This window comes from Pseudomonas sp. MPR-R2A5 (assembly GCF_058793055.1).
Genome location: NZ_JBXAFK010000057.1, coordinates 13,561 through 35,768 on the forward strand (window position 1 = coordinate 13,561; position 22,208 = coordinate 35,768).

Here is a 22,208-nt window from a genome sequence, read left to right on the forward strand (position 1 = left end):
TTCGTTGTCCCTGATGCGTTGTATCGCGGGCTACTAGATAATCGCGCGCTACGGGGATCAGCGTTGATTGGTCCATTTTTGACTTAGGTAGAGACTTGTCCGATAGCCTCAGGGGAATCATTTTGACCCAGGGGAGTCGGAACAATGCTCGCCAACCTGGCATATAGATAGCTGGCCGTTGGTTTTTTGATCTGTTTTCGGCGAGGGTTGCTCGTGATTGTTAGTCCCTGTAATGCACCAAAATTGTCTGCCAAACGGTTACGAAACGCACTGGTGACGGGCTCCGCCCTGTTTTGCCTGTTCGGCGCGGGTCAACTGTGGGCATTCAGTCTGGACGATGTGTCGGCCAAGGCAAAAGAGCTGGCCGGGCAGAAATACGAAGCTCCGCGCAGCAATCTGCCGAACGAATTCCGCGAAATGAAATTTGCGGACTACCAGAAGATTCGTTTCCGCAACGAAAAAGCCGAGTGGGCCGATCAGAACACCCCGTTCAAACTGTCCTTCTATCACCAGGGTATGCACTTCGATACACCGGTGAAAATCAACGAAGTCACCGCTGACAGCGTCCAGGAAATCAAGTACGACGCGTCGCGTTTCGATTTTGGCGACGTCAAGGTTGATCCCAAGGCCACCGAACAGCTCGGTTATGCCGGTTTCCGTGTGCTGTACCCGATCAACAAGGGCGACAAGCAAGACGAAATCATGACCATGCTCGGCGCCAGCTATTTCCGCGTCGTGGGCAAGGACCAGGTGTATGGCCTGTCCGCCCGTGGCATGGCGATCGATACCGCGCTGCCGTCCGGCGAAGAATTCCCGCGTTTCACCGAGTTCTGGATCGAACGTCCAAAGCCGGGTGACAAGCACCTGGTGATCTTCGCCCTGCTGGATTCGCCACGCGCCACCGGCGCCTACCGCCTGATCCTGCGCCCGGGCACCGACACCGTGGTCGACGTCAAGTCCCAGATGTTCCTGCGCGACAAAGTCAGCAAGCTGGGGGTTGCCCCGTTGACTTCCATGTTCCTGTTTGGCGCCAACCAGCCATCCAAGGTCCTGAACTACCGTCGCGAACTGCACGATTCCAGCGGCCTGTCGATCCATGCCGGTAATGGCGAGTGGATCTGGCGCCCGCTGAACAACCCTAAACACCTGTCGGTCAGCAACTTCACCGTGGAGAACCCGCGTGGGTTCGGCCTGCTGCAACGCGGCCGCAACTTCAGCCACTACGAAGACCTGGACGACAACTACGACAAGCGCCCAAGCGCCTGGATCGAGCCTGAAGGCGACTGGGGCAAGGGTTCCGTCGACCTGGTCGAGATTCCGACCGCCGATGAAACCAACGACAACATCGTAGCGTTCTGGAGCCCGGCCGAACTGCCGGAAGTCGGCAAGCCGCTGGATGTTGCCTACCGCCTGCACTGGACCCTGGACGACGCCGCGTTCCATTCGCCGGACAGCGCCTGGGTCAAGCAGACCCTGCGTTCGACCGGTGACGTGAAACAATCCAACCTGATCCGTCAGCCCGACGGCAGCGTGGCGTACCTGATCGATTTCGAGGGCCCGTCCCTGAAGAAACTGCTGCCGGACGCGCCGGTGCGTAGCCAGGTGAGTGTGGGTGACAACGCTGAGCTGGTTGAAAACAGCGTGCGCTACAACGAGCACACCAAAGGCTGGCGCCTGACCCTGCGCATGAAGATCAAGGATCCCGGAAAACCCACCGAGATGCGTGCGTCCCTGGTGCAGGACATCGTGCAGCCTGAGCCTGAGCAGGTTTCGACCCAAGTGCTCAAGGCCGACAAGGTCCTGGCCAAGCAGCACGAGAAACAGGCCAAGAAAGACGCGAAAGACAAGGACGCCAAGCAGCCAGAAGCTGCCCCAGCCACACCGGAGCCGATCAAGACCGAGCAAGTCCTGACCGAAACCTGGAGCTATCAGTTGCCTGCCGATGAGTAATTCTCAAGCCCAGCCAGAGACTCTGTCCGAGTATCTGGCGCATCTCCCGATGACCGCTGAGCAGCGTGCCGAACTGGCAGGCTGCACATCCTTCACCGAACTGCACGAGCGTTTGTCGTCTTCGACCTTCGATGCGCCCGTCGACGCCGCCCAGGCGTCGGTCGGCCGCCGGTTGACCCTCAGCACGGCCGAAGAGCTGCAAGACGCCGAAATGCTGGTGCTCGACGCCAGCGGCCGCGTGTGCCTCAAGGCCACGCCGCCGATTCGTCGCACCAAGGTCGTACCGGAGCCATGGCGCACCAATATCCTGGTGCGCGGCTGGCGTCGCCTGACTGGCCGAACCAACCCGCCGAAGCCGCCGAAAGACGAGCGCGTGCTGCCGGCGGCGCGCTGGCGCACCGTGGGGTCGATCCGTCGCTACATCCTGCTGGTACTGATGCTCGGCCAGACCATCGTGGCCGGCTGGTACATGAAAGGCATCATGCCGTACCAGGGCTGGTCGCTGGTCGACTTTGACGAGATCCGCAACCAGACCCTGTTGCAAACCGCCACCCAGGTCCTGCCTTACGCCCTGCAAACCAGCATCCTGATCATGTTCGGGATACTGTTCTGCTGGGTTTCGGCCGGTTTCTGGACCGCGTTGATGGGCTTCCTTGAACTGCTCACCGGTCACGATAAATACCGTATCTCCGGTAAAAGTGCCGGCAACGAGCCGATTCCCAAGGACGCACGCACCGCGCTGGTGATGCCGATCTGCAACGAAGACGTGCCGCGGGTATTCGCTGGCCTGCGCGCCACGTTCGAGTCGGTCGCGGCCACGGGTGACCTGGACCGCTTCGATTTCTTCGTGCTCAGCGACAGTAACGACGCTGACATCTGTATCGCCGAGCAACAAGCCTGGCTGGACGTGTGCCGCGAAGCCGGTGGCTTCGGCAAGATTTTCTATCGCCGCCGTCGCCGTCGCGTCAAACGCAAGAGCGGCAACCTCGACGACTTCTGCCGTCGTTGGGGCGGTGAATACAAGTACATGGTGGTGCTCGACGCCGACAGCGTGATGAGCGGTGAATGCCTGACCAGCCTGGTGCGCCTGATGGAAGCCACGCCGGATGCCGGGATTATCCAGACCGCGCCACGGGCGTCGGGCATGGACACCCTGTATGCGCGCATGCAGCAGTTCGCCACCCGCGTCTATGGCCCGCTGTTTACGGCTGGCCTGCACTTCTGGCAGTTGGGTGAATCCCACTACTGGGGTCACAACGCAATCATCCGCATGAAGCCGTTTATTGAACACTGCGCCCTGGCGCCGTTGCCAGGTAAAGGTGCGTTCGCCGGTGCGATCCTGTCTCACGACTTCGTCGAAGCCGCGCTGATGCGTCGTGCCGGTTGGGGTGTGTGGATTGCCTACGACCTGCCGGGCAGCTATGAAGAACTGCCGCCGAACCTGCTGGACGAACTCAAGCGTGACCGTCGCTGGTGCCACGGTAACCTGATGAACTTCCGCCTGTTCCTGGTCAAGGGCATGCACCCGGTACACCGTGCCGTGTTCCTGACCGGTGTGATGTCCTACCTGTCGGCGCCGTTGTGGTTCTTCTTCCTGGTGCTGTCGACGGCCCTGCTGGCGGTGAACACCCTGATGGAGCCACAGTACTTCATGGCACCGCGCCAGTTGTACCCGCTGTGGCCGCAATGGCATCCGGACAAGGCGGTGGCGCTGTTCTCCACCACCATTGTGTTGCTGTTCCTGCCAAAGTTGCTGAGCATCATCCTGATCTGGGCCAAGGGCGCGAAAGAGTTCGGCGGCAAGTTCAAGGTGACCCTGTCGATGTTGCTGGAGATGCTGTTCTCCATGCTGCTGGCACCGGTGCGCATGATCTTCCACACCCGTTTCGTACTGGCCGCGTTCCTCGGTTGGGCCGCGACCTGGAATTCGCCGCAGCGTGACGACGACTCCACCCCCTGGGGCGAAGCGATCAAGCGCCACGGTACCCAGACCTTGCTCGGCTTCCTGTGGGCACTGCTGGTGGTGTGGTTGAACCCAAGCTTCCTGTGGTGGCTGGTGCCGATCGTGGGGTCGTTGATGCTGTCGATCCCGGTATCGGTGATTTCCAGCCGGGTCAATCTGGGCCTCAAGTCCCGCGACGAAAGCCTGTTCCTGATCCCTGAGGAATACAATCCGCCGCAGGCGTTGCTGTCGACCGAGAAGTACACCCACGAAAACCGTTGGCACGCCCTCAATGATGGCTTCATACGTTCGGTGGTCGACCCGCAGCAGAACGCCCTGGCCTGCGCCCTGGCGACCTCGCGTCACCGTGAGGCGGAGCCGATCGAGTACCTGCGTGGCGAGCGTGTTCGTCATGCGTTGAAAGTCGGCCCTGCCGGCCTCAACAACGCTGAACGCCTGGCCCTGCTCAGCGACCCGGTCGCCCTGGCTCGCCTGCACGAGCAGGTCTGGAACGATGGGCACGCCGAGTGGCTGGCCGCTTGGCGTAACTCGATCAAGGCCGACCCGCACGCCCCGTTGCTACCGTTGCAACCGGTGGTGTCCCAGGCTCAACCGGCCTGATGCTGAAGCCCTCAGGGGGGTTACCCTGAGGGCATTCACGGCGTCTTCCTACAGCGCCCTCTGTTGCTCCAACCCCTTGTTATTTCGAAACAAAAGACCCCTGTCCAAGGCGTATTGCCGCGGCGACGGGTGGGTTAGCATCGCCCCCCAATCTGACTCGACCACCCAGGTTTACGCGCACTGGCGCTGTAGCGGGTTGTCGTGTGCTCAATGGAACGGGGGTATCTCATGATCAAAAGGTGTTTGTGTGCTGTGTTGCTGGGTGTCGTCGGGTTCTTATACGGTGCTCCGGCCAACGCTGGCGCCATCGACGACGCGGTTCAACGAGGGGTATTGAGGGTCGGCACGACGCCCACCTACGTGCCCTTCGAAATGACCGATAAGCGTGGGCAGATCGTCGGCTTCGAAATCGACTTGCTCCAAGCCATGAGCAAGGCCCTGGACATCGAGCTGGAGATGGTGCCGGTGCCCTATACCGAACTGCTGCCGGGGCTGATGCAAAAGCAATACGACCTGATCGGCAGCGGCATGACGGTGACCCAGCAGCGCAACCTGAAATTGAACTTCAGCGACTCTTTCATCATTGTCGGCCAGACCGTGTTGCTGCATCCCGACCTTGCCGGCAAGGTCAGCAGTATCGAAGACCTGGATGATGCCGGTTATCGAGTCGTCGCCATCGAGGGGACGACCGGTGAGTTGGCCGCCAGGCGATTCCTTGGAGCGGCGCGGTTACGCACGTTCCCGACGCCGGAAGAAGGCGTGCGTCAGGTGGTAGAGGGCAAGGCCGACGCTTTTATCCACGATGCGCCTTACAACCTGATCGCCATCGCCAAGCCCGAAAACAGCTCGCTGTTGGCCCTGGAGCAGCCTTTCACCTATGAGCCACTGGCGTTCGGCCTGAAAAAAGGCGATTACGACAGCCTCAATTGGATCAACCATTTCCTGAACCAGGTGGCCCAGGACGGGACCTACGATCGTCTGTATGACAAGTGGTTCAAGGACACCGCCTGGATGGCGGAAGTCTACTGAAGTCATAACTGCTTACACATCAATCAATGGCTATTGCCAGGTGGCGAAGTGTCTGCCTCTGCGCTTTGCTGCACCGTTGTAGGGCGTTTCTGGCATACCCCGACAACAAATCCCGGTGAAACCTTTGTGACAGGCATCGAGTGGGTTAGGATCGCACCCCGAAATGGTGCAGCCCTTTTGCGCGCCGACCTCATAAGAATGGTTCAGGGGACTTGATGATGAAAAAGTATCTTTCGATGCTGCTGCTCGGCGTCACCGCGCTGGTCGCGGCCAATGCGGCCCAGGCCGGCGCGATCGATGATGCGGTCAAGCGCGGCACGTTGAAAGTCGGCATGGACCCGACCTACATGCCGTTCGAAATGACCGACAAGCGCGGTGAAATCATTGGTTTCGAAGTCGACATTCTCAAGGCCATGGCTAAGTCCATGGGCGTCAAGCTGGAGCTGGTGTCCACTGGCTACGACGGCATCATCCCGGCGTTCCTGACCGGCAAGTTCGACATGATCGGCAGCGGCATGACCCTGACCCAGGAACGCAACCTGCGCCTGAACTTCAGCGAACCCTTCATCGTGGTGGGCCAGACCCTGCTGATTCGCAAGGAGCTGGAAGGCACCATCAAGTCCTACAAAGACTTGAATGACGAGAAATACCGCCTGACCTCCAAGCTCGGCACCACCGGCGAGATGGTTGCCAAGAAGCTGATCTCCAAGGCCAAGTACCACGGCTATGACAACGAGCAGGAAGGTGTGCTGGACGTCGTCAATGGCAAGGCCGATGCCTTCGTGTATGACGCCCCGTACAACGTCGTTGCCGAGAAAAAAGTCGGCAACGGCAAGCTGGTGTTCCTGGAAGAACCCTTCACCTTCGAACCGCTGGCGTTCGGTCTGAAGAAGGGCGACTACGACAGCATCAACTTCATCAACAACTTCCTGCACCAGATCAAGAACGACGGCACCTACGATCGCATCCATGACAAGTGGTTCAAGAGCTCCGAATGGCTCAAGGACATGGAATAACGCTGTAGTGCTTTGGTGCGACGGCTTGATGTGGTGAGCGGGCTTACTGTGGCGAGCGGGCTTGCCCCGCGTTGGGCTGCGAAGCAGCCCCAAAAACCTCAGGCCACGGTCCATCTGAAACAGCGCGGTGATCTTAGTGGGGCTGCTTCGCAGCCCAACGCGGGGCAAGCCCGCTCGCCACAACAAGCCCGCTCGCCACAGCAAGCCCGCTCAGCACAGTAAGCCCGCTCGCCACAGCAAGCCCGCTCAGCACAGTAAGCCCGCTCGCCACAGAGCAAGCCCGCTTGCCACATCAGGTGCGCGTACCCCCGATTCTTTTGGATGTTGAGTAATGAAACAGAAAAAAGCCCAATGGCCCTGGCACCTGCTGACCGTGGTCGTGCTGGTCGGCCTGGCGGGCGCCTTGTATTACGCCACTTCGCTGATGTCCTACGAATGGCGCTGGAACCGTGTACCGCAATACTTCGCCTACCAGGCCGAAGAGTCCCAGCGCGCCGCAGACATTTCCACCGTCGTTGAACTGGTGCGCAAAGGCGATGTGGCCGAAGTCACCCTGCGCAACGATGCCGGCGTCGAACAACGCGTGAGTGTGGCCGGCAACAGCCTGCAAGTGGCGCGCGGCGACGATGTGGCCGAAGGCGATGTCATCGGGGTTAACCGCCATTGGGCGTTGGGCCCCTTGATGTGGGGCTTGTGGACCACGTTGTGGCTGTCGGTGGTGTCCGGGATTCTCGGCCTTGCGATTGGCCTTGCCACCGGTTTATGCCGGCTGTCCAATAATCCGACCCTGCGCGATCTGTCGACGATCTACGTCGAACTGGTGCGCGGTACGCCGCTATTGGTGCAGATCTTCATTTTCTATTTCTTTATCGGCACGGTGCTCAACCTGTCCCGGGAATTCGCCGGGATCGCCGCGTTGTCGCTGTTCACGGGCGCCTACGTGGCGGAAATCGTCCGCGCCGGCGTGCAGTCCATTACCCGTGGCCAGAACGAGGCGGCTCGCTCCCTGGGCCTGAGCGCCAGCCAGTCGATGCGCCATGTGGTGCTGCCGCAGGCCTTCAAGCGCGTGCTGCCGCCGCTGGCCGGGCAATTTATCAGCCTGGTGAAAGACACCTCGCTGGTCTCGGTGATCGCGATTACCGAGCTGCTCAAGAGCGGGCGCGAAGTGATCACCACCTCGTTCTCGCCGTTTGAAATCCTGTTCTGCGTCGCAGGCCTGTACCTGCTGATCAACCTGCCGCTGTCGAAAATGGCCAGCCGGCTTGAGCGGAGGCTCGCACAAAGTGATTGAAGTCCGCGATCTGGTAAAAGTCTTCGACACCCGAGGCCATGTGGTGCGCGCGGTGGACCATGTGACCACTCAGGTGGCCAAGGGCGAAGTGCTGGTGGTGATTGGCCCGTCAGGCTCGGGCAAGTCCACGTTCCTGCGGTGCCTCAATGGTCTGGAAGAGTTCGATTCGGGCTCGGTCAGCATCGATGGCCTGCAACTGGCCGACCCGAAAACCGACGTGAATGCCTATCGGCGTGAAGTCGGCATGGTGTTCCAGCACTTCAACCTGTTCCCGCACATGACGGTGCTGGAAAACCTCTGCCTGGCGCAAAAAGTCGTGCGCAAGCGCGGCAAGAAGGAACGTGAAGCCAAGGCCCTGGCACTCCTGGAAAAGGTCGGCATCGCGCAAAAGGCCAATGAATTTCCGTCGCGCCTGTCCGGCGGCCAGCAGCAGCGGGTGGCGATCGCCCGTGCCCTGGCGATGGAACCCAAGGTGATGCTGTTCGATGAGCCCACCTCGGCCCTCGACCCGGAAATGGTCGGCGAAGTGCTGGACGTGATGAAGACCCTGGCCCTGGAAGGCATGACCATGGTTTGCGTCACCCATGAAATGGGCTTTGCCCGTGAAGTGGCAGACCGTGTGTTGTTCTTCGACCACGGCAAGTTGCTCGAAGATGCATCACCGGCGCAGTTCTTCGACGCGCCGAAAGACCCGCGTGCCCAGGCGTTCCTGCGCCAGGTGTTGTAGCGCTGATGGTTCTTGGGGAAAGGGCTCTGTGTGGTGGGCGAGCACGCTCACTCACCACGCGTGCCGTGAACCTCAGAGCTTGAACTTGCCGACCAACGCCTGCAAATCCAGGCTCAGCCGCGTCAACTGAACGCTCGCCGCTGCCGTTTCCTCACTGGCGGCGGCGGCTTGTTCGGTCACGTCCCGTACCTTCAATACGCTGCGATTGATCTCCTCGGCCACCGCGCTTTGCTCCTCGGCGGCGGCGGCTATCTGTGGGTTCATTTCCTGGATCACCGATACCGTGCGCGCGATGGCCGCCAGCGCGTCGCCCGCATCGCGGCTCAGGCCGACGCTGAAGTCGGTCAAATTGCGGCTGCTGTCCATGATGTCTGCCACCTGCCGGGTGCCGTTGTTCAGGCCAAGGATCAGCCCTTCGATTTCCTCTGCCGACGCCTGGGTGCGCTGGGCCAGGCTGCGTACTTCATCGGCCACCACGGCGAACCCTTCACCGGCATTGCCCGCACGTGCCGCTTCGATCGCCGCGTTCAACGCCAGCAGGTTGGTCTGTTGGGACACCGACTTGATCACATCCAGCACACTGCCGATCTTGCTGCTTTCCTGCTGCAGCGTCAGCATCGCTCGACTGGAGAGCGCCATTTCATCGGCCAGTTGGCCGATTTGTTCGATCACCTGCGCAACCACTTTGTCGCCTGCGTGGGCCTGGTGGTCTGCCTCGATGGCCGCGAGCGAGGCTTGTTCGGCATGCCGTGCGACCTCCTGGGCCGTGGCGAGCATTTCGTTCATGGCGGTGGCGACCTGGTCGGTTTCAACTTTCTGGTGGTTCACGCCGGTCCGGGACTGCTCGGTCACGGCGGACAGTTGCCCGGCCGCGCTGGCAATCTGTCGGGCGCTGTCACCAATGCCGCTGATCAGGTGGCGCAGGTTACGGGTCATCTGCCCGATGCTGTGCTGCAACTGGCCCAGTTCATCCCGGCGCTCCACCTCGGCGGTGTGGCGCAGGTCGCCCTCGGCGATGCAATTGGCGGTGATCAGTACCTGACGCAGGGGGGCGACAATTTGTCGAGCGATCCCCCAGGCGGCCAGCGAGCCTAGCAACAAGGCGCCGAGGGTCACGCTGATCAGCAGGCGGCGTGTATTGTCCGCCTCTTTGTCGCGTTTGAAGGTCTGGCCCTCTATCACCTGTTCGCTTTGTTCGAGCAATTGGTTGAGCAGGTGTTCAAGCCGGTCCTGGACCGTCTCCGTGGCCACTTGGGCCTCCTTGAGTTTGATCAACTGCGCGCGATAGGCGGCCACGTCTGTCTTGAGCAAGGCCGAGTCCACGGGCAGGCTGGTCACGGCCGCATGCGTGACGTCCAGGGTGTCGAGGGTCCGGCCCACCCCTTCGGCGTACGCATCCAGTGAATCGGCGGCCCAGGCAGGCGCCTGGGCGCGATCCTCGGCCCGTGCCATGGCCTGGCGCAGGTTCTCGATGGCGTCGAGGGCCTGCTGGTCATTCTGGTCGGGCAGGTCGCTGGCCACTTGGGTGAGGGTATCGCTGGCCTGGAGGCTGGACTGGTGCAGGGAGGTGTGGGTGGCTTCTCGCTGTTCGATCAGGGGCGGTAGCTCTGCCAGGCCGGTCTTGAAGCCGATCACCAGGCGCTCCGCTTCCTGAATGCGCTGCAAGTCGGCCGGGGCGAGCAGATGGTTTGCCAGATAACTCAGGTGTTGGCCGATTTGCTCGATCCGCGTGTTCATGGCGTCGAGGCTGGCAGTGTCCGTGAGGGTTCGATACACGATACGGTCTGCGCGCACCGCTTCGGCGGCCGCAGTGAGTTGGCCCAGGACCGTCAGGTTGGCTGAGCGGAAAAGCGCGGCATTCAAGGCTTGCCAGCCGGTTGCGGCGATGATGAGGCTGAGGATCAGCACTTGGCCGAACCCCAGGGCGAGCTTGAGGCGGACGCTGGCATTGGCCAGCAAGCGGATCAGCCGAGGAAACATGGTGAACCTCCGAATCGGAATAAACGCTTCGTTAGAAACGCTAAAACGATTCGAGGTGATGGCGGGCTGATAACTGCGTAGGAAATTTCACAAGTAGTCGTGTGGCGGCGACCTGGAGGGGGCGCCGCGCACGACCGCTCAGATGCGGAAGCGTCCGACCAGGGTTTGCAGGTAGTTACCCAGGCGCGCGAGTTCGGCACTGGACGCGGCCGTTTCTTCACTGGCGGCGGAGGTCTGCTCGGACACATCGCGCACGTTCAGTACGCTGCGGTTGATCTCCTCGGCCACCGCGCTTTGTTGCTCGGCCGCCGTGGCGATCTGTGAGTTCATCGTCTGGATGGTCGACACGGTGCGAGTGATGCTCGCCAGGGCGCTGCCGGCCCGGCGGGTCAGCTCGACACTGCTGTCGGTGAGCCCACGGCTGTTGTCCATGATGGTCGCCACTTGCTGGGTGCCGCTTTGCAGGCCGACGATCAGTTCTTCGATCTCTTCGGTGGACTTCTGGGTGCGTTGGGCCAGGCTGCGCACCTCATCGGCCACCACCGCAAAACCACGCCCGGCCTCGCCGGCGCGCGCCGCTTCAATGGCGGCGTTCAGGGCCAGCAGGTTGGTTTGCTGGGCCACCGACTTGATCACGTCGAGCACGCTGCCGATCTTGTCGCTTTCGCGCTTCAGATCGCCCATGGCCACCGTGGAATTACCGACCTCCGTGGCCAGGCGCTCGATCTGGGCGATGGCTTCACCGACTACCTTGTCGCCTTCGCGGGCCTGCTGGTCGGCGGCTACGGCGGCTTCGGAGGCTTCTTCCGCGTTGCGGGCGACTTCCTGCACAGTGGCCGCCATTTCGTTCATGGCCGTGGCCACCTGGTCCGTCTCGACTTTCTGGCTGTTGACCCCGGCGCTGGTTTGCTCGGTGACGGCCGAGAGCTGCTCGGCAGCGCTGGCAATCTGGGTGACGCCTTCGCTGATGCCGCCGATCAATTCGCGCAAGCCGACGGTCATGCTTTGCATGGCGCGTTGCAGTTGGCCGAGTTCGTCCTGGCGCTCCGACGTCAGGTTTTGGCTCAGGTCGCCCGAGGCGACGCGCTCGGCCAACTTGAGGGTCTGGCTCAGCGGGATGATGATCTGGCGGGTAATGGCCCAGGCGGCGACCAGGCCGAAGATCAACGCCAGCACGGTGGCCAGCAGCAACAGGTACTTGGCTTGTGCAGCGTCGGTGTCACGCACCACGGTCTGGGAGGCCGTGAGTTTTTCGCTATGGCTGAGCAGGATATCGCCCTGGGCACCCATGGCCTTGAGTGCTGCCGCGCTGGCCACCTGGGAGTCACGGTACTGGCTGACGGCCGCGCGATAGGCTTGCAGCGAGACGCTGGCCTGTTGCAGGTTGGCCTGGTAGTTGGCCGGCAGTTGGCCTTCCAGCTCGGTGATTTTTTTCAGGGCGTTGTCGATGGCATCAAGGGCCGGTTGCTCGGCTTCGACCTTGGCGCTGTAGGTGTAGCCGCGCACTTGGAAGCGCGCTTGCTGGATCAGCTTGCTCAGGCTGACCACGTTGTTGAACTGGGTGACGCTGTCGCCTTGCAGCAGGGATTTTTCGACTTCGCCTATCTTGAGCACGGCATTGTCGGCGGTATCGCCCAACTTGCTGCGCGCGTTTTCGCGATTGGCACCGGCTTGGGCCATGTCGTTGAAGGCCCGCTTGTACTGCTCCACGGCCGCCAGTTGCTCGTCGATCAGGGCGACGTCGGCCGGTTGTTCGATCAGGGTGCGGGCGGTCTTCAGGCCGCTGTCGAGCTGGTTCAGCAACTCGCTGACAGCGCTGGTGCCTTGCTCGCCACGGCGCATTTCGTAGTCCAGGCGGGCCAGACGCAGGTCTTTGGTCAAGGCATTGAGGCTGGAGATATACCCCAGTTTGTCGCCACGACTGATCACATCACCCAGGCCGGTCCAGCCAGTGAAGGTGATCACCAGCGTCAGCAGCAGTACCAGACCAAAGCCGACGCCCAGTTTGGTTTTGACGCTGACATTCCCCAGCTTTTCGGCTAACCAACGATACATGCTGCGAACTCCCCTGGAGCAAAGCTTAGATTTATTCAGGGGGTATCGGCCTGCAAACGGGATTCTGTAGCGCCGTGGTGCGACTGTGGGAGGGTCGTGTGGTTAGAAGAGGCGAGCGAGCAGGGCAGTGACGGCGGTTTCCACGCGCAGGATGCGAGCGCCCAACTGCACCGGCTGCAGGCCGGCCTTGGCCAGCAGATCCACCTCGTAGGGAATCCAGCCGCCCTCCGGGCCGATGGCCAGGGTGACCGGCTCGTCCAGGGCACGCGGGCAAGGCGGATAGTCGCCGGGGTGGCCGATCAGGCCGAGGGTGCCTTGCGTCATGGCTGGCAGGCGGTCTTCGACGAATGGCTTGAAACGTTTTTCGATGATGATTTCCGGCAGCACCGTGTCCCGAGCCTGCTCGAGACCGAGGATCAGTTGCTCGCGAAGCGCCGCAGGCTCCAGGAACGGGGTTTGCCAGAAGCTCTTCTCAACCCGGTAGCTATTGAGCAGTACCACTTTCGGCACACCCATGGCCGCCACGGTTTGCAGCACCCGACGCAGCATCTTCGGGCGCGGCAGGGCGAGCAACAGGGTCAGGGGCAGTTTGGCCGGGGGCGGCAGCTCGAAGCTGACTTGCAGCTCGGCCTCACGGGCGTCCAGGCGCAGCAGTTGCGCATTGCCCATCAGGCCGCCGATGCGCCCCACGCGCAGGTTGTCGCCCACCGCCACACGGTGGACGTCCTGCATATGCACCAGGCGCCGATCACGCAGCACCACCCGGTCGGCCGCGATAAAGTCGGCCTCCTCCAGCAGCAGCAGGTTCACGGCTGGGTCGCTGGCGGCTGGTCATCGTCGGCGGGTTGGTCATCCGGGTGCTCGCCCCGCTTGCTGATCAGGCCGCTGAACAGGATGCCAATCTCGAACAGCATCCACATCGGCACCGCCAGCAGGGTCTGGGAGAAGATGTCCGGCGGCGTCAGGATCATGCCGACCACGAAGCAGCCGATGATCACGTACGGGCGGACCTTCTTCAGGTACTTCACGTCGACTACGCCGATCCATACCAGCAGCACCACGGCCACGGGGATCTCGAAGGCCACGCCGAAGGCGAAGAACAACGTCATCACGAAGTCGAGGTAGCTGGTGATGTCGGTCATCATCTCCACGCCAGCGGGGGTGGCAGCGGCGAAGAACTTGAAGATCAGCGGGAACACCAGGAAGTAGGCAAACGCCATGCCGGTGTAGAACAGCAGGATGCTCGACACCAGCAACGGCACGGCGATGCGCTTCTCATGCTTGTACAGCCCTGGTGCGATAAAGCCCCAGATCTGATGCAGGATCACCGGGATCGCCAGGAACAGCGAGACCATCATCGTCAGCTTCAACGGCGTCAGGAACGGCGACGACACATCGGTGGCGATCATCGTCGCGCCGGCCGGCAGGTACTGGCGCAAGGGCGTGGAGACGAAGGTGTAGATCTGCTGGGTGAAGGCGAACAGCCCGGCGAAGATCACGAAGATTGCCGCTACGCAACGCAGCAGGCGGGTACGCAGCTCGGTGAGGTGCGAGACCAGCGGCATATGCTGGTCGTTTTCCGGTTTATCAGCGCTCATGGGGCTCGCGGCGGCAATGTAGGGTCATGGGGAGCGGGCGACGCCACGGGCGCCGGCGCTGGCTCTGTCGGGGTAGCGGTCGGGCCTGGCGCGACCGGTGTGGCTTCGGTCGCTGCGGGTGTGGGCGCGATGCTGTGCTCGGCCACAGGCTCCACCGGTTTGGCCGGCTCCTGCACCGGCGACAGAATTTTGCGCGCCTCTTGCTCCAACGACAGGATATGTTCGTTGTGCAGTTGGCGGCGGATTTCATCGGCGCCGATTTCCCGTTCAACTTCCTGTTTGATGGCGTTGAAACTGCGTTTCAGGCGCCCGATCCACAGGCCGGCCGTGCGTGCGGCACCGGGCAGGCGTTCCGGCCCCAGCACCAGCAAAGCCACGAGGCCGACGAGGAGCAGTTCAGAGAAGCTGATACCAAACATTAGTCAGTGCTCACGAGTCTTTGCGGGTCGGCTCTTCGACTTTTTCAGCCTGCACGTCGAAGGTACGACGCTCGGTAATCGGCTGGGCGGCCTGCGGGTGGACAGGCTGGGCCGGCGGCACCGGGTTGACGACGGGCTCGGCCGGTTTTTCGTCGTCGTTCATGGCCTTGCGAAAGCCCTTGATCGACTCGCCGACGTCAGTGCCGAGGTTTTTCAGTTTCTTGGTGCCGAACACCAGTACCACCACCACCAGAATGACGATCCAGTGTTTCCAGTCAAAAATGCCCATGCTGCAATTCCTCGTTGAAAGTTATTCAGGCGGACGGGCGCGAGGCCTTTTCGGCATGCCCGGACAGGCCGAAGCGACGGTCCAGTTCATCCAGCACGGCCTGTGGGTGCTGCCCCAGTTGGGCGAGCATGACCAGGCTGTGGAACCACAGGTCGGCGGTTTCGTAGATCACATCGCTGCAGTCGCCGCTGATCTCGGCATCCTTGGCAGCGATGATCGTCTCGACGGATTCTTCGCCGAGTTTTTCCAGGATCTTGTTCAGGCCCTTGTGATACAGGCTCGCCACATACGAGCTGTCGGCGTCCGCGCCTTTGCGGTCTTCCAGCACCTGGGCCACACGGTTCAGGGTATCGCTCATGTTCAGTGTCCTGCCGAATAAATGGCGTGCGGGTCTTTGAGTACCGGTTCCACCACCTTCCATTCGCCGTTCTCGAACACGCGATAGAAGCAGCTGTGGCGGCCGGTGTGGCAGGCAATGCCGCCGATCTGCTCGACCATCAGGATCACCACGTCGGCGTCGCAGTCGAGGCGTATCTCGTGCAGGGTCTGCACGTGCCCGGACTCTTCGCCCTTACGCCACAGTTTGCCACGCGAACGTGACCAGTAAATGGCGCGCTGCTCGGCGGCAGTGAGGCTCAGGGCCTCGCGGTTCATCCAGGCCATCATCAGCACGCGCCCGGTCTTGTAGTCCTGGGCAATGGCCGGCACCAGGCCGTCACTGTCCCACTTGATCTCGTCCAGCCAGTCTTTCATCGTTCGGCTCCGGCAATTTGCGACAGTGTATAACCGGATCGGCTATCGACGCACGATCAGATAAACACCCACGGCGACCATGATCCCGGCCGGCCAGTGGCCCAACTCGTTCAATGGCCCGCCGATGGCCAGCATCACCCCGCCCACCAGGTGCGCGGCCCCCAGCAAGCGCAGGAACCAGTCATCCTTGCGCTGTTGCCACGGTGGCGACGGGTCCTTGGCGTGGGGCTGGGACATGCGCTCCAGCAGGTCGCGGGTCATATTGGCCAAGTGCGGCAGCTGTTCGACCTGGCTTTGCAGGTTGCCCAGCAGGGTTTTCGGGCTGACGCGCTCGCGCATCCAGCGTTCGAGGAACGGTTGTGCGGTGTTCCACAAGTCGAGGTCCGGGTACAGCTGACGGCCCAGGCCTTCGATGTTCAGCAGGGTTTTCTGCAAAAGAACAAGCTGCGGCTGCACTTCCATATTGAAGCGTCGCGCGGTCTGGAACAGGCGCATCAGCACCTGGCCGAAGGAAATATCTTTTAACGGTTTTTCGAAGATCGGCTCGCAAACGGTACGGATCGCCGCTTCGAATTCATTGAGCTTGGTTTCTGCCGGTACCCAGCCCGAGTCGATGTGCAACTGCGCCACGCGGCGGTAGTCGCGCTTGAAGAAGGCGAACAGGTTGCGCGCCAGGTAATCCTGGTCTTCCGGGGTCAGGCTGCCGACGATGCCGCAGTCGATCGCGATGTACTGCGGGCTCCACGGGTTGACGGTGCTGACGAAGATGTTGCCTGGGTGCATGTCGGCATGGAAGAAGCTGTCGCGGAACACCTGGGTGAAGAAAATTTCCACGCCACGCTCGGCCAGCATTTTCATGTCGGTGCGCTGGTCGGCCAGGGTGGCGAGGTCGGTGACCTGCACGCCGTAGATACGCTCCATTACCAGCACTTTCGGGCGGCACCAGTCCCAGTAGACTTGCGGCACATACAGCAGCGGCGAACCTTCGAAATTGCGCTTGAGCTGGCTGGCGTTGGCCGCTTCGCGCAGCAGGTCGAGCTCGTCGTAGATGGTTTTTTCGTAGTCGGCGACCACGTCCACCGGGTGCAGCAGGCGCGCATCGGCAGAAAAGCGTTCAGCGGCGCGGGCGAGGATAAACAGCCATGCCAGGTCCTGGCCGATGATCGGCTTGAGGCCCGGACGGATCACCTTCACCACCACTTCTTCGCCGGTCTTGAGTTGCGCGGCATGCACTTGTGCCACCGAGGCCGAGGCCAGGGGCTCGACGTCGAAGCGGCTGAACACGTCGCTGATTTTCTTGCCCAGTTGCTCTTCGATCAGCTTCATCGACTGCTGCGAATCAAACGGCGGCACGCGGTCTTGCAGCAGCATCAGTTCGTCGGCGATGTCTTCGGGCAGCAGGTCGCGGCGGGTCGAGAGAATCTGCCCGAACTTGATAAAGATCGGCCCCAGGTCCTGCAGGGCCAGGCGCAGGCGCGCGCCACGGCTCAGTTCCAGCGGCTTGCGCGGGAACCAGCGCCACGGCAGCACATAGCGCACCGCCAGCAGGAACCAGGGGAGAGGCAGGGCGAACAGCAGGTCATCGAGGCGGTAGCGGATTACGACGCGCTGGATACGAAACAAACGGCGGACGGCGAGCAGCTTCATGCGTTATCGCTTGGATCAAGGGAACGGCTCAGGCGCTCGAAGCGTGCCTCAAGGCGTTCCAGGTCGATTTTGGCCTTGTCGAGTTCGCGAAAGCGCGCTTGCGCTTCCCGTTGTCCGACCAGGGTGCGCGATTCTTCGCTCAGGTATTCGGCGAGGTTCTGGTTGAGGCTGGCGAACCCCTGCTGATACCAGCGTGCGCGGCTGCGCAGGTGCCCGCTGATCAGTTGGGTGGCGACTGGGCCGATCCATTGTGACAGCTCGTATTCCCAGTCCAGCTCCAGGTCCTGCAGCACGGCGGCCAGGTCCATCAGCACCGCGCTATCGCCTTCCAGCTCCACTTCCGGGCCATGCAGGATGGCGGTCTTGTTACGGCTCAGCGCCAGATGCAACAGGCTGGAGGCCGGCGCGCGCAGGGTGCAGTCGGCCTCGGCAGCCCAGTGGCTGGCAAGCAGCAGGCCTTCATCGCTGGGCAGGATAAACAGCTGCAAGGCAGGGCTGCGGCAGTCGACGGCAATGATCTTGCCGTTCAGGTGCGCGAGCCGTGCCAGGGCGGTGCTGTCCAGGTGCAGTACACGGTTGAGGCCGTGTTCGACGCTGGCGAGAAGACCTTTGAGCAGCATCAGGGCTTGATGCCGCGGTGCAGGGCGACGATGCCCGACGTCATATTGTGGTACGTCACGCGGTCGAAACCGGCCTCCACCATCATCGACTTCAGGGTTTCCTGGTCGGGGTGCATGCGGATCGACTCGGCCAGGTAGCGATAGCTTTCGGCGTCATTGGTGATCAGCTTGCCCATCAACGGCATGAAGGCGAACGAGTAGGTGTCGTAGACCTTGGACATCAGCGCGTTGGTCGGCTTGGAGAACTCCAGCACCAGCAGGCGGCCACCCGGCTTGAGCACGCGCAGCATCGAGCGGATCGCGTCTTCCTTGTGGGTCACGTTGCGCAGGCCGAAGGCGATGGTCACACAGTCGAAATGGTTGTCGGGGAACGGCAGCTTTTCAGCGTCGGCCTGGACGAATTCGATATTGCCGGCCACGCCTTTGTCGAGCAGGCGATCGCGGCCGACCTTGAGCATCGAGCCATTGATATCTGCCAGCACCACCTGGCCGGTCGGGCCGACGAGCTTGGAGAACTTGGCCGCCAGGTCGCCCGTGCCGCCGGCGATGTCCAGCACGCGGTTGCCGGTGCGCACGCCCGACAGCTCGATGGTGAAGCGTTTCCACAGGCGGTGCATGCCACCCGAGAGCACATCGTTCATCAGGTCGTACTTGGCGGCTACGGAGTGGAACACCTCAGCGACTTTTTCCGCTTTCTGGCTTTCCGGGACGTTCTTGAAACCGAAGTGAGTGGTGGGTTCGGCATCGCTGCCTTTGCGCTGATCAGTCATATCGCTGTCACCAAAAGAGAATGCGGGACATGATAATCCCCAAGGCCTGCTTTGTCTTGGCAAGGCTGAAGGTAAGATAGAGGGCCACCGAGACCTTTTGCCGCATGGCGGGTGTTCCAGTCGTTATAAAGAGGAGTCATTGCAATGGCCCGTATTACCGTTGAGCGTGCACATTCCCTGGGTAAAGAAGGCGCACGCGCCAAGGCCGAAAAGTTGGCGAGCAAACTCCAGGAGCAATATGGCCTGGAGCCGTCGTGGTCTGGCGACACCTTGAACCTCAAGCGTTCGGGGGTTAAAGGCACGGTGTGGGTGGCGGATGATTCGCTGCGTATTGATGTGGAACTGGGCCTGTTGATGTCGGCCATGAGTGGCACCATCAAGTCCGAAATCGAGAAAGCCCTGGATAAAGCCCTGGCCTGATCCGATTGCTCTTAGGGTGCCGATTCTAATTTTTCAACCTACTTTGTGCCCAAGCCCTCAACTCCTGTGGGCCGTTCCTCCACCCTATTCTGCGTGAGGTGCACCATGGCCAAAGTTATCCTGAAGAAAAAAATCGACGCTCAGACCACTGCCCTGAGTGACGTTAAAAGCTACGCCCGCAAGATCTGGCTGGCAGGTCTTGGGGCCTACGCCAAGGTCGGAAGCGAGGGCGGCGAGTACTTCAAAGAGCTGGTTAAAACTGGCCAACATGTTGAAAGTAAAGGCAAAAAAGTTGTAGTTGAACAACTTGATGCTGCCAATAGTCAGATTGACCAAGTAAAGAGTAATGTCTCCAGCGTCAAAGGCCTGGTTGAAGTTCAGCTGGATAAAGTTGAAAAAGCTTTTGATACTCGTGTTGCAAGTGCCTTGAATCGAATCGGCATTGCGACTAAACATGACGTGGAGACACTCTCTGCTAAGCTCGAAGAGCTGACGGCATTGCTCGAACGTGTCGCGCGTAAACACTAAGGAGACATCGGGATGGCTGTTAAAAAGACTACTCAGAAAGAAGGCAGCTCGTGGGTCGGGAAAGTTGAAGAATATTCCCGCAAAATCTGGCTCGCTGGTTTAGGCGTTTACTCGAAGATCGACAGTGACGGCAGCAAACTCTTCGAGACGCTGGTTAAAGACGGCGAGAAAGCCGAGAAGTTGACCAAGAGCACGGTGGGTAAAAAAGTTGAAGCGGCGAAGGCAACTGCCGGCTCCGCCAAGTCGAGCATTTCTGACACTTGGGGCAAGTTGGAAGAGACGTTCGATAAACGCCTCCACAGTGCTATTTCGCGGCTTGGGGTGCCAAGCAAAGCGGAATTGAAGGCGTTGCATAGCAAGGTCGATACCCTGACCAAGCAGATCGAAAAGCTCACCGGCGCCAAAGTGACTCCGGTGAAAACCGCAGCCGCCAAACCGGCAGCCAAGCCTGCCGCTAAAATCGCTGCTGCCAAGCCCGCCGCGAAAGCCGCTGCCAAGCCTCTGGTAAAAGCTGCCGCCAAGCCGGCTGCCAAGGCTCCAGCCAAAGCTGCCGCCAAGCCAGCAGCCAAGCCAGCGGCAAAAACCGCAGCGGCCAAACCGGCCGCCAAGCCTGCCGCTAAACCAGTGGCCGCAAAAGTGGCTGCCAAGCCAGCAGCTAAACCTGCAGCTAAACCAGCAGCCAAGGCAGCTGCTAAACCCGCCGCCAAGCCAGCAGCTAAAACCGCAGCCGCCAAACCCGTTGCCAAGGCAGCCACTGCAAAACCTGCAGCCAAGCCAGCGGCCAAACCGGCCGTCGTGAAGAAGCCAGCTGCGGCTAAAAAACCAGCGGCGCCCAAGCCAGCTGTAGCGGCCAAACCTGCCAGTGCACCTGCATCCACTGCTTCCACGGCCAACTCGGTGTCCGCACCGACGCCCGCAGCTGTGGCTCCGACTGCAGCGCCGGTTACCCCGACGCCATCCAGTCAGTCCTGATTTCTTCCGGGACATAAAAATGCCTGACCCGCAAAGGTCAGGCATTTTTTTTGCCCAGGGCGCAGCCGCTTAAGTCGCCATCAGTTGTACGTGATCGATACGGTCACCGCGCTGGCCAGGGTTCCCTGGGTGATCGCACCGATTTTATAGTAGGCCGCGTTGAGCGGTATGACGGCTTTTTTGTTGCTTGTCGCAATCGTCCGGCTGCGCTGAGCGGCGGTGCCGTTGGCAGGGATGGCATCAACAGAGGTCGCACGATGTGCCAGCCAAAGAGCCGTGCCGGCCGACGTTCCGGTATTGGCAAACAGTGCAGCGTTCCCGGTGGATGGGGTGCCGGCGAACAGGAAAACCACGTTGCGGATGTCCGATTCGCAGTCGGCGGATATTTCGAAGTCGTGCGAGCCTGCCGAAGCACTCTTGTCGAAGTCTGAAATCTTGACGGTTGGCAGCGTAATGGTGCGGTTCACATCGCCGGCCGCCAGGTTACAGGTGCCGGCGTTGACCTGGCCGGTAAAACGCAAGGTGCCTGTCGTTGCGGCCTGGGCCGTGATGTGGACAAGGCTCGCCGTAATAACCAGCAGCAGGGGCAGGGGTGGGATCTTCATCGGGTCGTTCTCAGGGTTTCAGTTGTAGGTAATGTTGACGGTGGCGGTACTCACCAGCGTGCCTTGGCTCACCGTACCGTTTTTGTGATAAGCGGCACTGAGCGGCAAAACTGCACGGTTGCCGGAAACCGCCAGCGTGCGCTCGCCATTGATGCTGATGTTCTGGGGCACGCCATTGATGCGTGAGTACAGCCACAATGCGACGCCCTTGGCCGTGCCTGTATTGGCGAAGAGCGCGTTGTTCCCCGATGCGGGCGTGCCGCTGAAGCGGAAGGTGACGTTGGCGGCATTGCTGCAGTTGGCGATCAGTTCAAAGTTGTGTGCGCCCGCATGGACGGCCTTGTCCAAATCGCTGACCTTGATGGCGGGAAGTGTAATCGTGCGGTTTACGTCGCCGGCTGCCAGGTCGCAGGTGGCCGCGGGCCTGATAAAGCGAACCGAGTTGCCCAGCATCAGGGTGAATTTGTCTGGAACGCTGCCCCATCTGTCCGACCAGAGGAACCCGCCAGGCACTGTTCCGTCCGTGACAGGACCGGTTTTGTAGAACAAGGCCTCTGCGGCGATGAAGCTGGGAACCCGCCCAGGGGGTATCGCGCCTGTTTGGCTATGTAACCCAAAGGTTGCGGGGCCTCCATCGGCCCATTTCAATCTGACGTGCAGCCCAACCCCCGGCGCCTCGGTTTGATAAGCGCCTGTTGCCGGGTCTGTTTGGCGTGGGTATCGGCCGATGATTGTTCTCAGGGTCGGCCCGCAATCGGCAAAAAAGGCTTCTGACGTACCGCTGAATGTCTGGCGGGTGATGACACTCCCGACAGGCAGGTTGTCCGGTACGGTGATAGTCGTCGGCATGTTCAGCGTCAACGTTGCATCGGGATACCGGGTGCATGCCGCTTGCGCGGCGATTGGAAGCGCAAGGGTCGCGAGGGTCGAAACGAGTTTGGTGGAATGTTTCATCTTCAGTCCGCTAGGAGAAATA

21 protein-coding genes and 2 pseudogenes are annotated in these 22,208 nt (G+C 61.1%); 9 read left to right on the forward strand and 14 right to left on the reverse strand.

The window, feature by feature from the left end; genetic code table 11:
• Positions 1-213 precede the first annotated feature (213 nt).
• From AC1Q6I_RS29785 to AC1Q6I_RS29810, 6 genes and pseudogenes are all read left to right on the forward strand, one after another.
• Positions 214-1,950 carry a glucan biosynthesis protein G gene (locus AC1Q6I_RS29785; RefSeq protein ID WP_041161080.1) on the forward strand — a complete coding sequence of 579 codons (1,737 nt, stop codon included), beginning with the start codon at positions 214-216 and terminating at the stop codon, positions 1,948-1,950.
• A pseudogene (mdoH, locus tag AC1Q6I_RS29790) lies at positions 1,943-4,542 on the forward strand (glucans biosynthesis glucosyltransferase MdoH). The gene AC1Q6I_RS29785 and the pseudogene mdoH overlap by 8 nt, the downstream one beginning before the upstream one ends.
• A 199-nt stretch (positions 4,543-4,741) precedes the next feature.
• Positions 4,742-5,542 carry a transporter substrate-binding domain-containing protein gene (locus tag AC1Q6I_RS29795; RefSeq protein WP_102625426.1) on the forward strand — a complete coding sequence of 267 codons (801 nt, stop codon included), beginning with the start codon at positions 4,742-4,744 and terminating at the stop codon, positions 5,540-5,542.
• Positions 5,543-5,760: 218 nt separating this feature from the next.
• Positions 5,761-6,558, forward strand: a complete 798-nt coding sequence (locus tag AC1Q6I_RS29800; RefSeq protein ID WP_041160821.1) for a transporter substrate-binding domain-containing protein — start codon at positions 5,761-5,763, stop codon at positions 6,556-6,558.
• Between the two features lie 331 nt (positions 6,559-6,889).
• Positions 6,890-7,849 carry an amino acid ABC transporter permease gene (locus tag AC1Q6I_RS29805; RefSeq protein ID WP_024072925.1) on the forward strand — a complete coding sequence of 320 codons (960 nt, stop codon included), beginning with the start codon at positions 6,890-6,892 and terminating at the stop codon, positions 7,847-7,849.
• Positions 7,842-8,576: an amino acid ABC transporter ATP-binding protein gene (locus tag AC1Q6I_RS29810; protein ID WP_024072926.1), complete on the forward strand. Its 735-nt coding sequence runs from the start codon at positions 7,842-7,844 to the stop codon at positions 8,574-8,576. The genes AC1Q6I_RS29805 and AC1Q6I_RS29810 overlap by 8 nt, the downstream gene beginning before the upstream one ends.
• Positions 8,577-8,648: 72 nt before the next feature.
• Here the strand turns inward: AC1Q6I_RS29810 and AC1Q6I_RS29815 are convergent, their stop codons facing one another.
• The 12 genes and pseudogenes from AC1Q6I_RS29815 to ubiE form a co-directional block, all read right to left on the reverse strand.
• Positions 8,649-10,556: a methyl-accepting chemotaxis protein gene (locus AC1Q6I_RS29815; RefSeq protein WP_102625135.1), complete on the reverse strand. Its 1,908-nt coding sequence runs from the start codon at positions 10,554-10,556 to the stop codon at positions 8,649-8,651.
• Positions 10,557-10,694: 138 nt separating this feature from the next.
• The gene (locus AC1Q6I_RS29820) at positions 10,695-11,567 is read right to left on the reverse strand and encodes a methyl-accepting chemotaxis protein (RefSeq protein ID WP_370694634.1); all 873 of its coding nucleotides are present in this window, start codon (positions 11,565-11,567) and stop codon (positions 10,695-10,697) included.
• Positions 11,553-12,611 (reverse strand): annotated as a pseudogene (locus AC1Q6I_RS29825) (methyl-accepting chemotaxis protein); the annotation flags it as partial. The gene AC1Q6I_RS29820 and the pseudogene AC1Q6I_RS29825, both read right to left, overlap by 15 nt.
• Before the next feature lie 102 nt (positions 12,612-12,713).
• Entirely contained in the window at positions 12,714-13,421 is a 708-nt protein-coding gene (locus AC1Q6I_RS29830; protein ID WP_024072929.1) for a 16S rRNA (uracil(1498)-N(3))-methyltransferase, read from the reverse strand.
• Positions 13,418-14,209: a twin-arginine translocase subunit TatC gene (gene tatC / locus AC1Q6I_RS29835; protein ID WP_024072930.1), complete on the reverse strand. Its 792-nt coding sequence runs from the start codon at positions 14,207-14,209 to the stop codon at positions 13,418-13,420. Before tatC ends, AC1Q6I_RS29830 begins: the two co-directional genes overlap by 4 nt.
• On the reverse strand, positions 14,206-14,628 hold the full coding sequence (tatB, locus tag AC1Q6I_RS29840; RefSeq protein WP_024072931.1) for a Sec-independent protein translocase protein TatB: 423 nt from the start codon (positions 14,626-14,628) through the stop codon (positions 14,206-14,208). The genes tatC and tatB overlap by 4 nt, the downstream gene beginning before the upstream one ends.
• Positions 14,629-14,638: 10 nt before the next feature.
• Entirely contained in the window at positions 14,639-14,917 is a 279-nt protein-coding gene (locus tag AC1Q6I_RS29845) for a twin-arginine translocase TatA/TatE family subunit (protein WP_024072932.1), read from the reverse strand.
• Positions 14,918-14,942: 25 nt separating this feature from the next.
• Complete coding sequence (locus tag AC1Q6I_RS29850) at positions 14,943-15,275, reverse strand: phosphoribosyl-ATP diphosphatase (RefSeq protein WP_024072933.1); 333 nt, start codon at positions 15,273-15,275, stop codon at positions 14,943-14,945.
• 2 nt (positions 15,276-15,277) lie between these two features.
• On the reverse strand, positions 15,278-15,670 hold the full coding sequence (hisI, locus tag AC1Q6I_RS29855) for a phosphoribosyl-AMP cyclohydrolase (RefSeq protein ID WP_024072934.1): 393 nt from the start codon (positions 15,668-15,670) through the stop codon (positions 15,278-15,280).
• A 42-nt stretch (positions 15,671-15,712) separates the two neighbouring features.
• Positions 15,713-17,317 (reverse strand): ubiquinone biosynthesis regulatory protein kinase UbiB, encoded by a 1,605-nt coding sequence (gene ubiB, locus AC1Q6I_RS29860; protein WP_024072935.1) that lies wholly within the window; start codon positions 17,315-17,317, stop codon positions 15,713-15,715.
• On the reverse strand, positions 17,314-17,937 hold the full coding sequence (locus tag AC1Q6I_RS29865; protein ID WP_024072936.1) for a ubiquinone biosynthesis accessory factor UbiJ: 624 nt from the start codon (positions 17,935-17,937) through the stop codon (positions 17,314-17,316). Before AC1Q6I_RS29865 ends, ubiB begins: the two co-directional genes overlap by 4 nt.
• On the reverse strand, positions 17,937-18,707 hold the full coding sequence (gene ubiE, locus AC1Q6I_RS29870) for a bifunctional demethylmenaquinone methyltransferase/2-methoxy-6-polyprenyl-1,4-benzoquinol methylase UbiE (RefSeq protein ID WP_003171186.1): 771 nt from the start codon (positions 18,705-18,707) through the stop codon (positions 17,937-17,939). The genes AC1Q6I_RS29865 and ubiE overlap by 1 nt, the downstream gene beginning before the upstream one ends.
• A 144-nt stretch (positions 18,708-18,851) precedes the next feature.
• On the opposite strand from ubiE, the gene AC1Q6I_RS29875 reads away from it, so the two are divergent.
• From AC1Q6I_RS29875 to AC1Q6I_RS29885, 3 genes are all read left to right on the forward strand, one after another.
• Positions 18,852-19,127, forward strand: coding sequence for a polyhydroxyalkanoic acid system family protein (locus AC1Q6I_RS29875; RefSeq protein WP_024072938.1), 276 nt, complete (start codon positions 18,852-18,854; stop codon positions 19,125-19,127).
• A gap of 105 nt (positions 19,128-19,232) precedes the next feature.
• The gene (locus AC1Q6I_RS29880; protein WP_024072939.1) at positions 19,233-19,655 is read left to right on the forward strand and encodes a phasin family protein; all 423 of its coding nucleotides are present in this window, start codon (positions 19,233-19,235) and stop codon (positions 19,653-19,655) included.
• A gap of 12 nt (positions 19,656-19,667) precedes the next feature.
• Positions 19,668-20,627: a phasin family protein gene (locus AC1Q6I_RS29885; protein ID WP_102625136.1), complete on the forward strand. Its 960-nt coding sequence runs from the start codon at positions 19,668-19,670 to the stop codon at positions 20,625-20,627.
• Positions 20,628-20,707: 80 nt separating this feature from the next.
• On the opposite strand, the gene AC1Q6I_RS29890 is transcribed toward AC1Q6I_RS29885, so the two are convergent.
• Both AC1Q6I_RS29890 and AC1Q6I_RS29895 read right to left on the reverse strand, forming a co-directional pair.
• Positions 20,708-21,232, reverse strand: a complete 525-nt coding sequence (locus AC1Q6I_RS29890) for a fimbrial protein (protein WP_024072941.1) — start codon at positions 21,230-21,232, stop codon at positions 20,708-20,710.
• An 18-nt stretch (positions 21,233-21,250) separates the two neighbouring features.
• Positions 21,251-22,186, reverse strand: a complete 936-nt coding sequence (locus tag AC1Q6I_RS29895; RefSeq protein WP_102625137.1) for a fimbrial protein — start codon at positions 22,184-22,186, stop codon at positions 21,251-21,253.
• Positions 22,187-22,208: the final 22 nt, after the last annotated feature.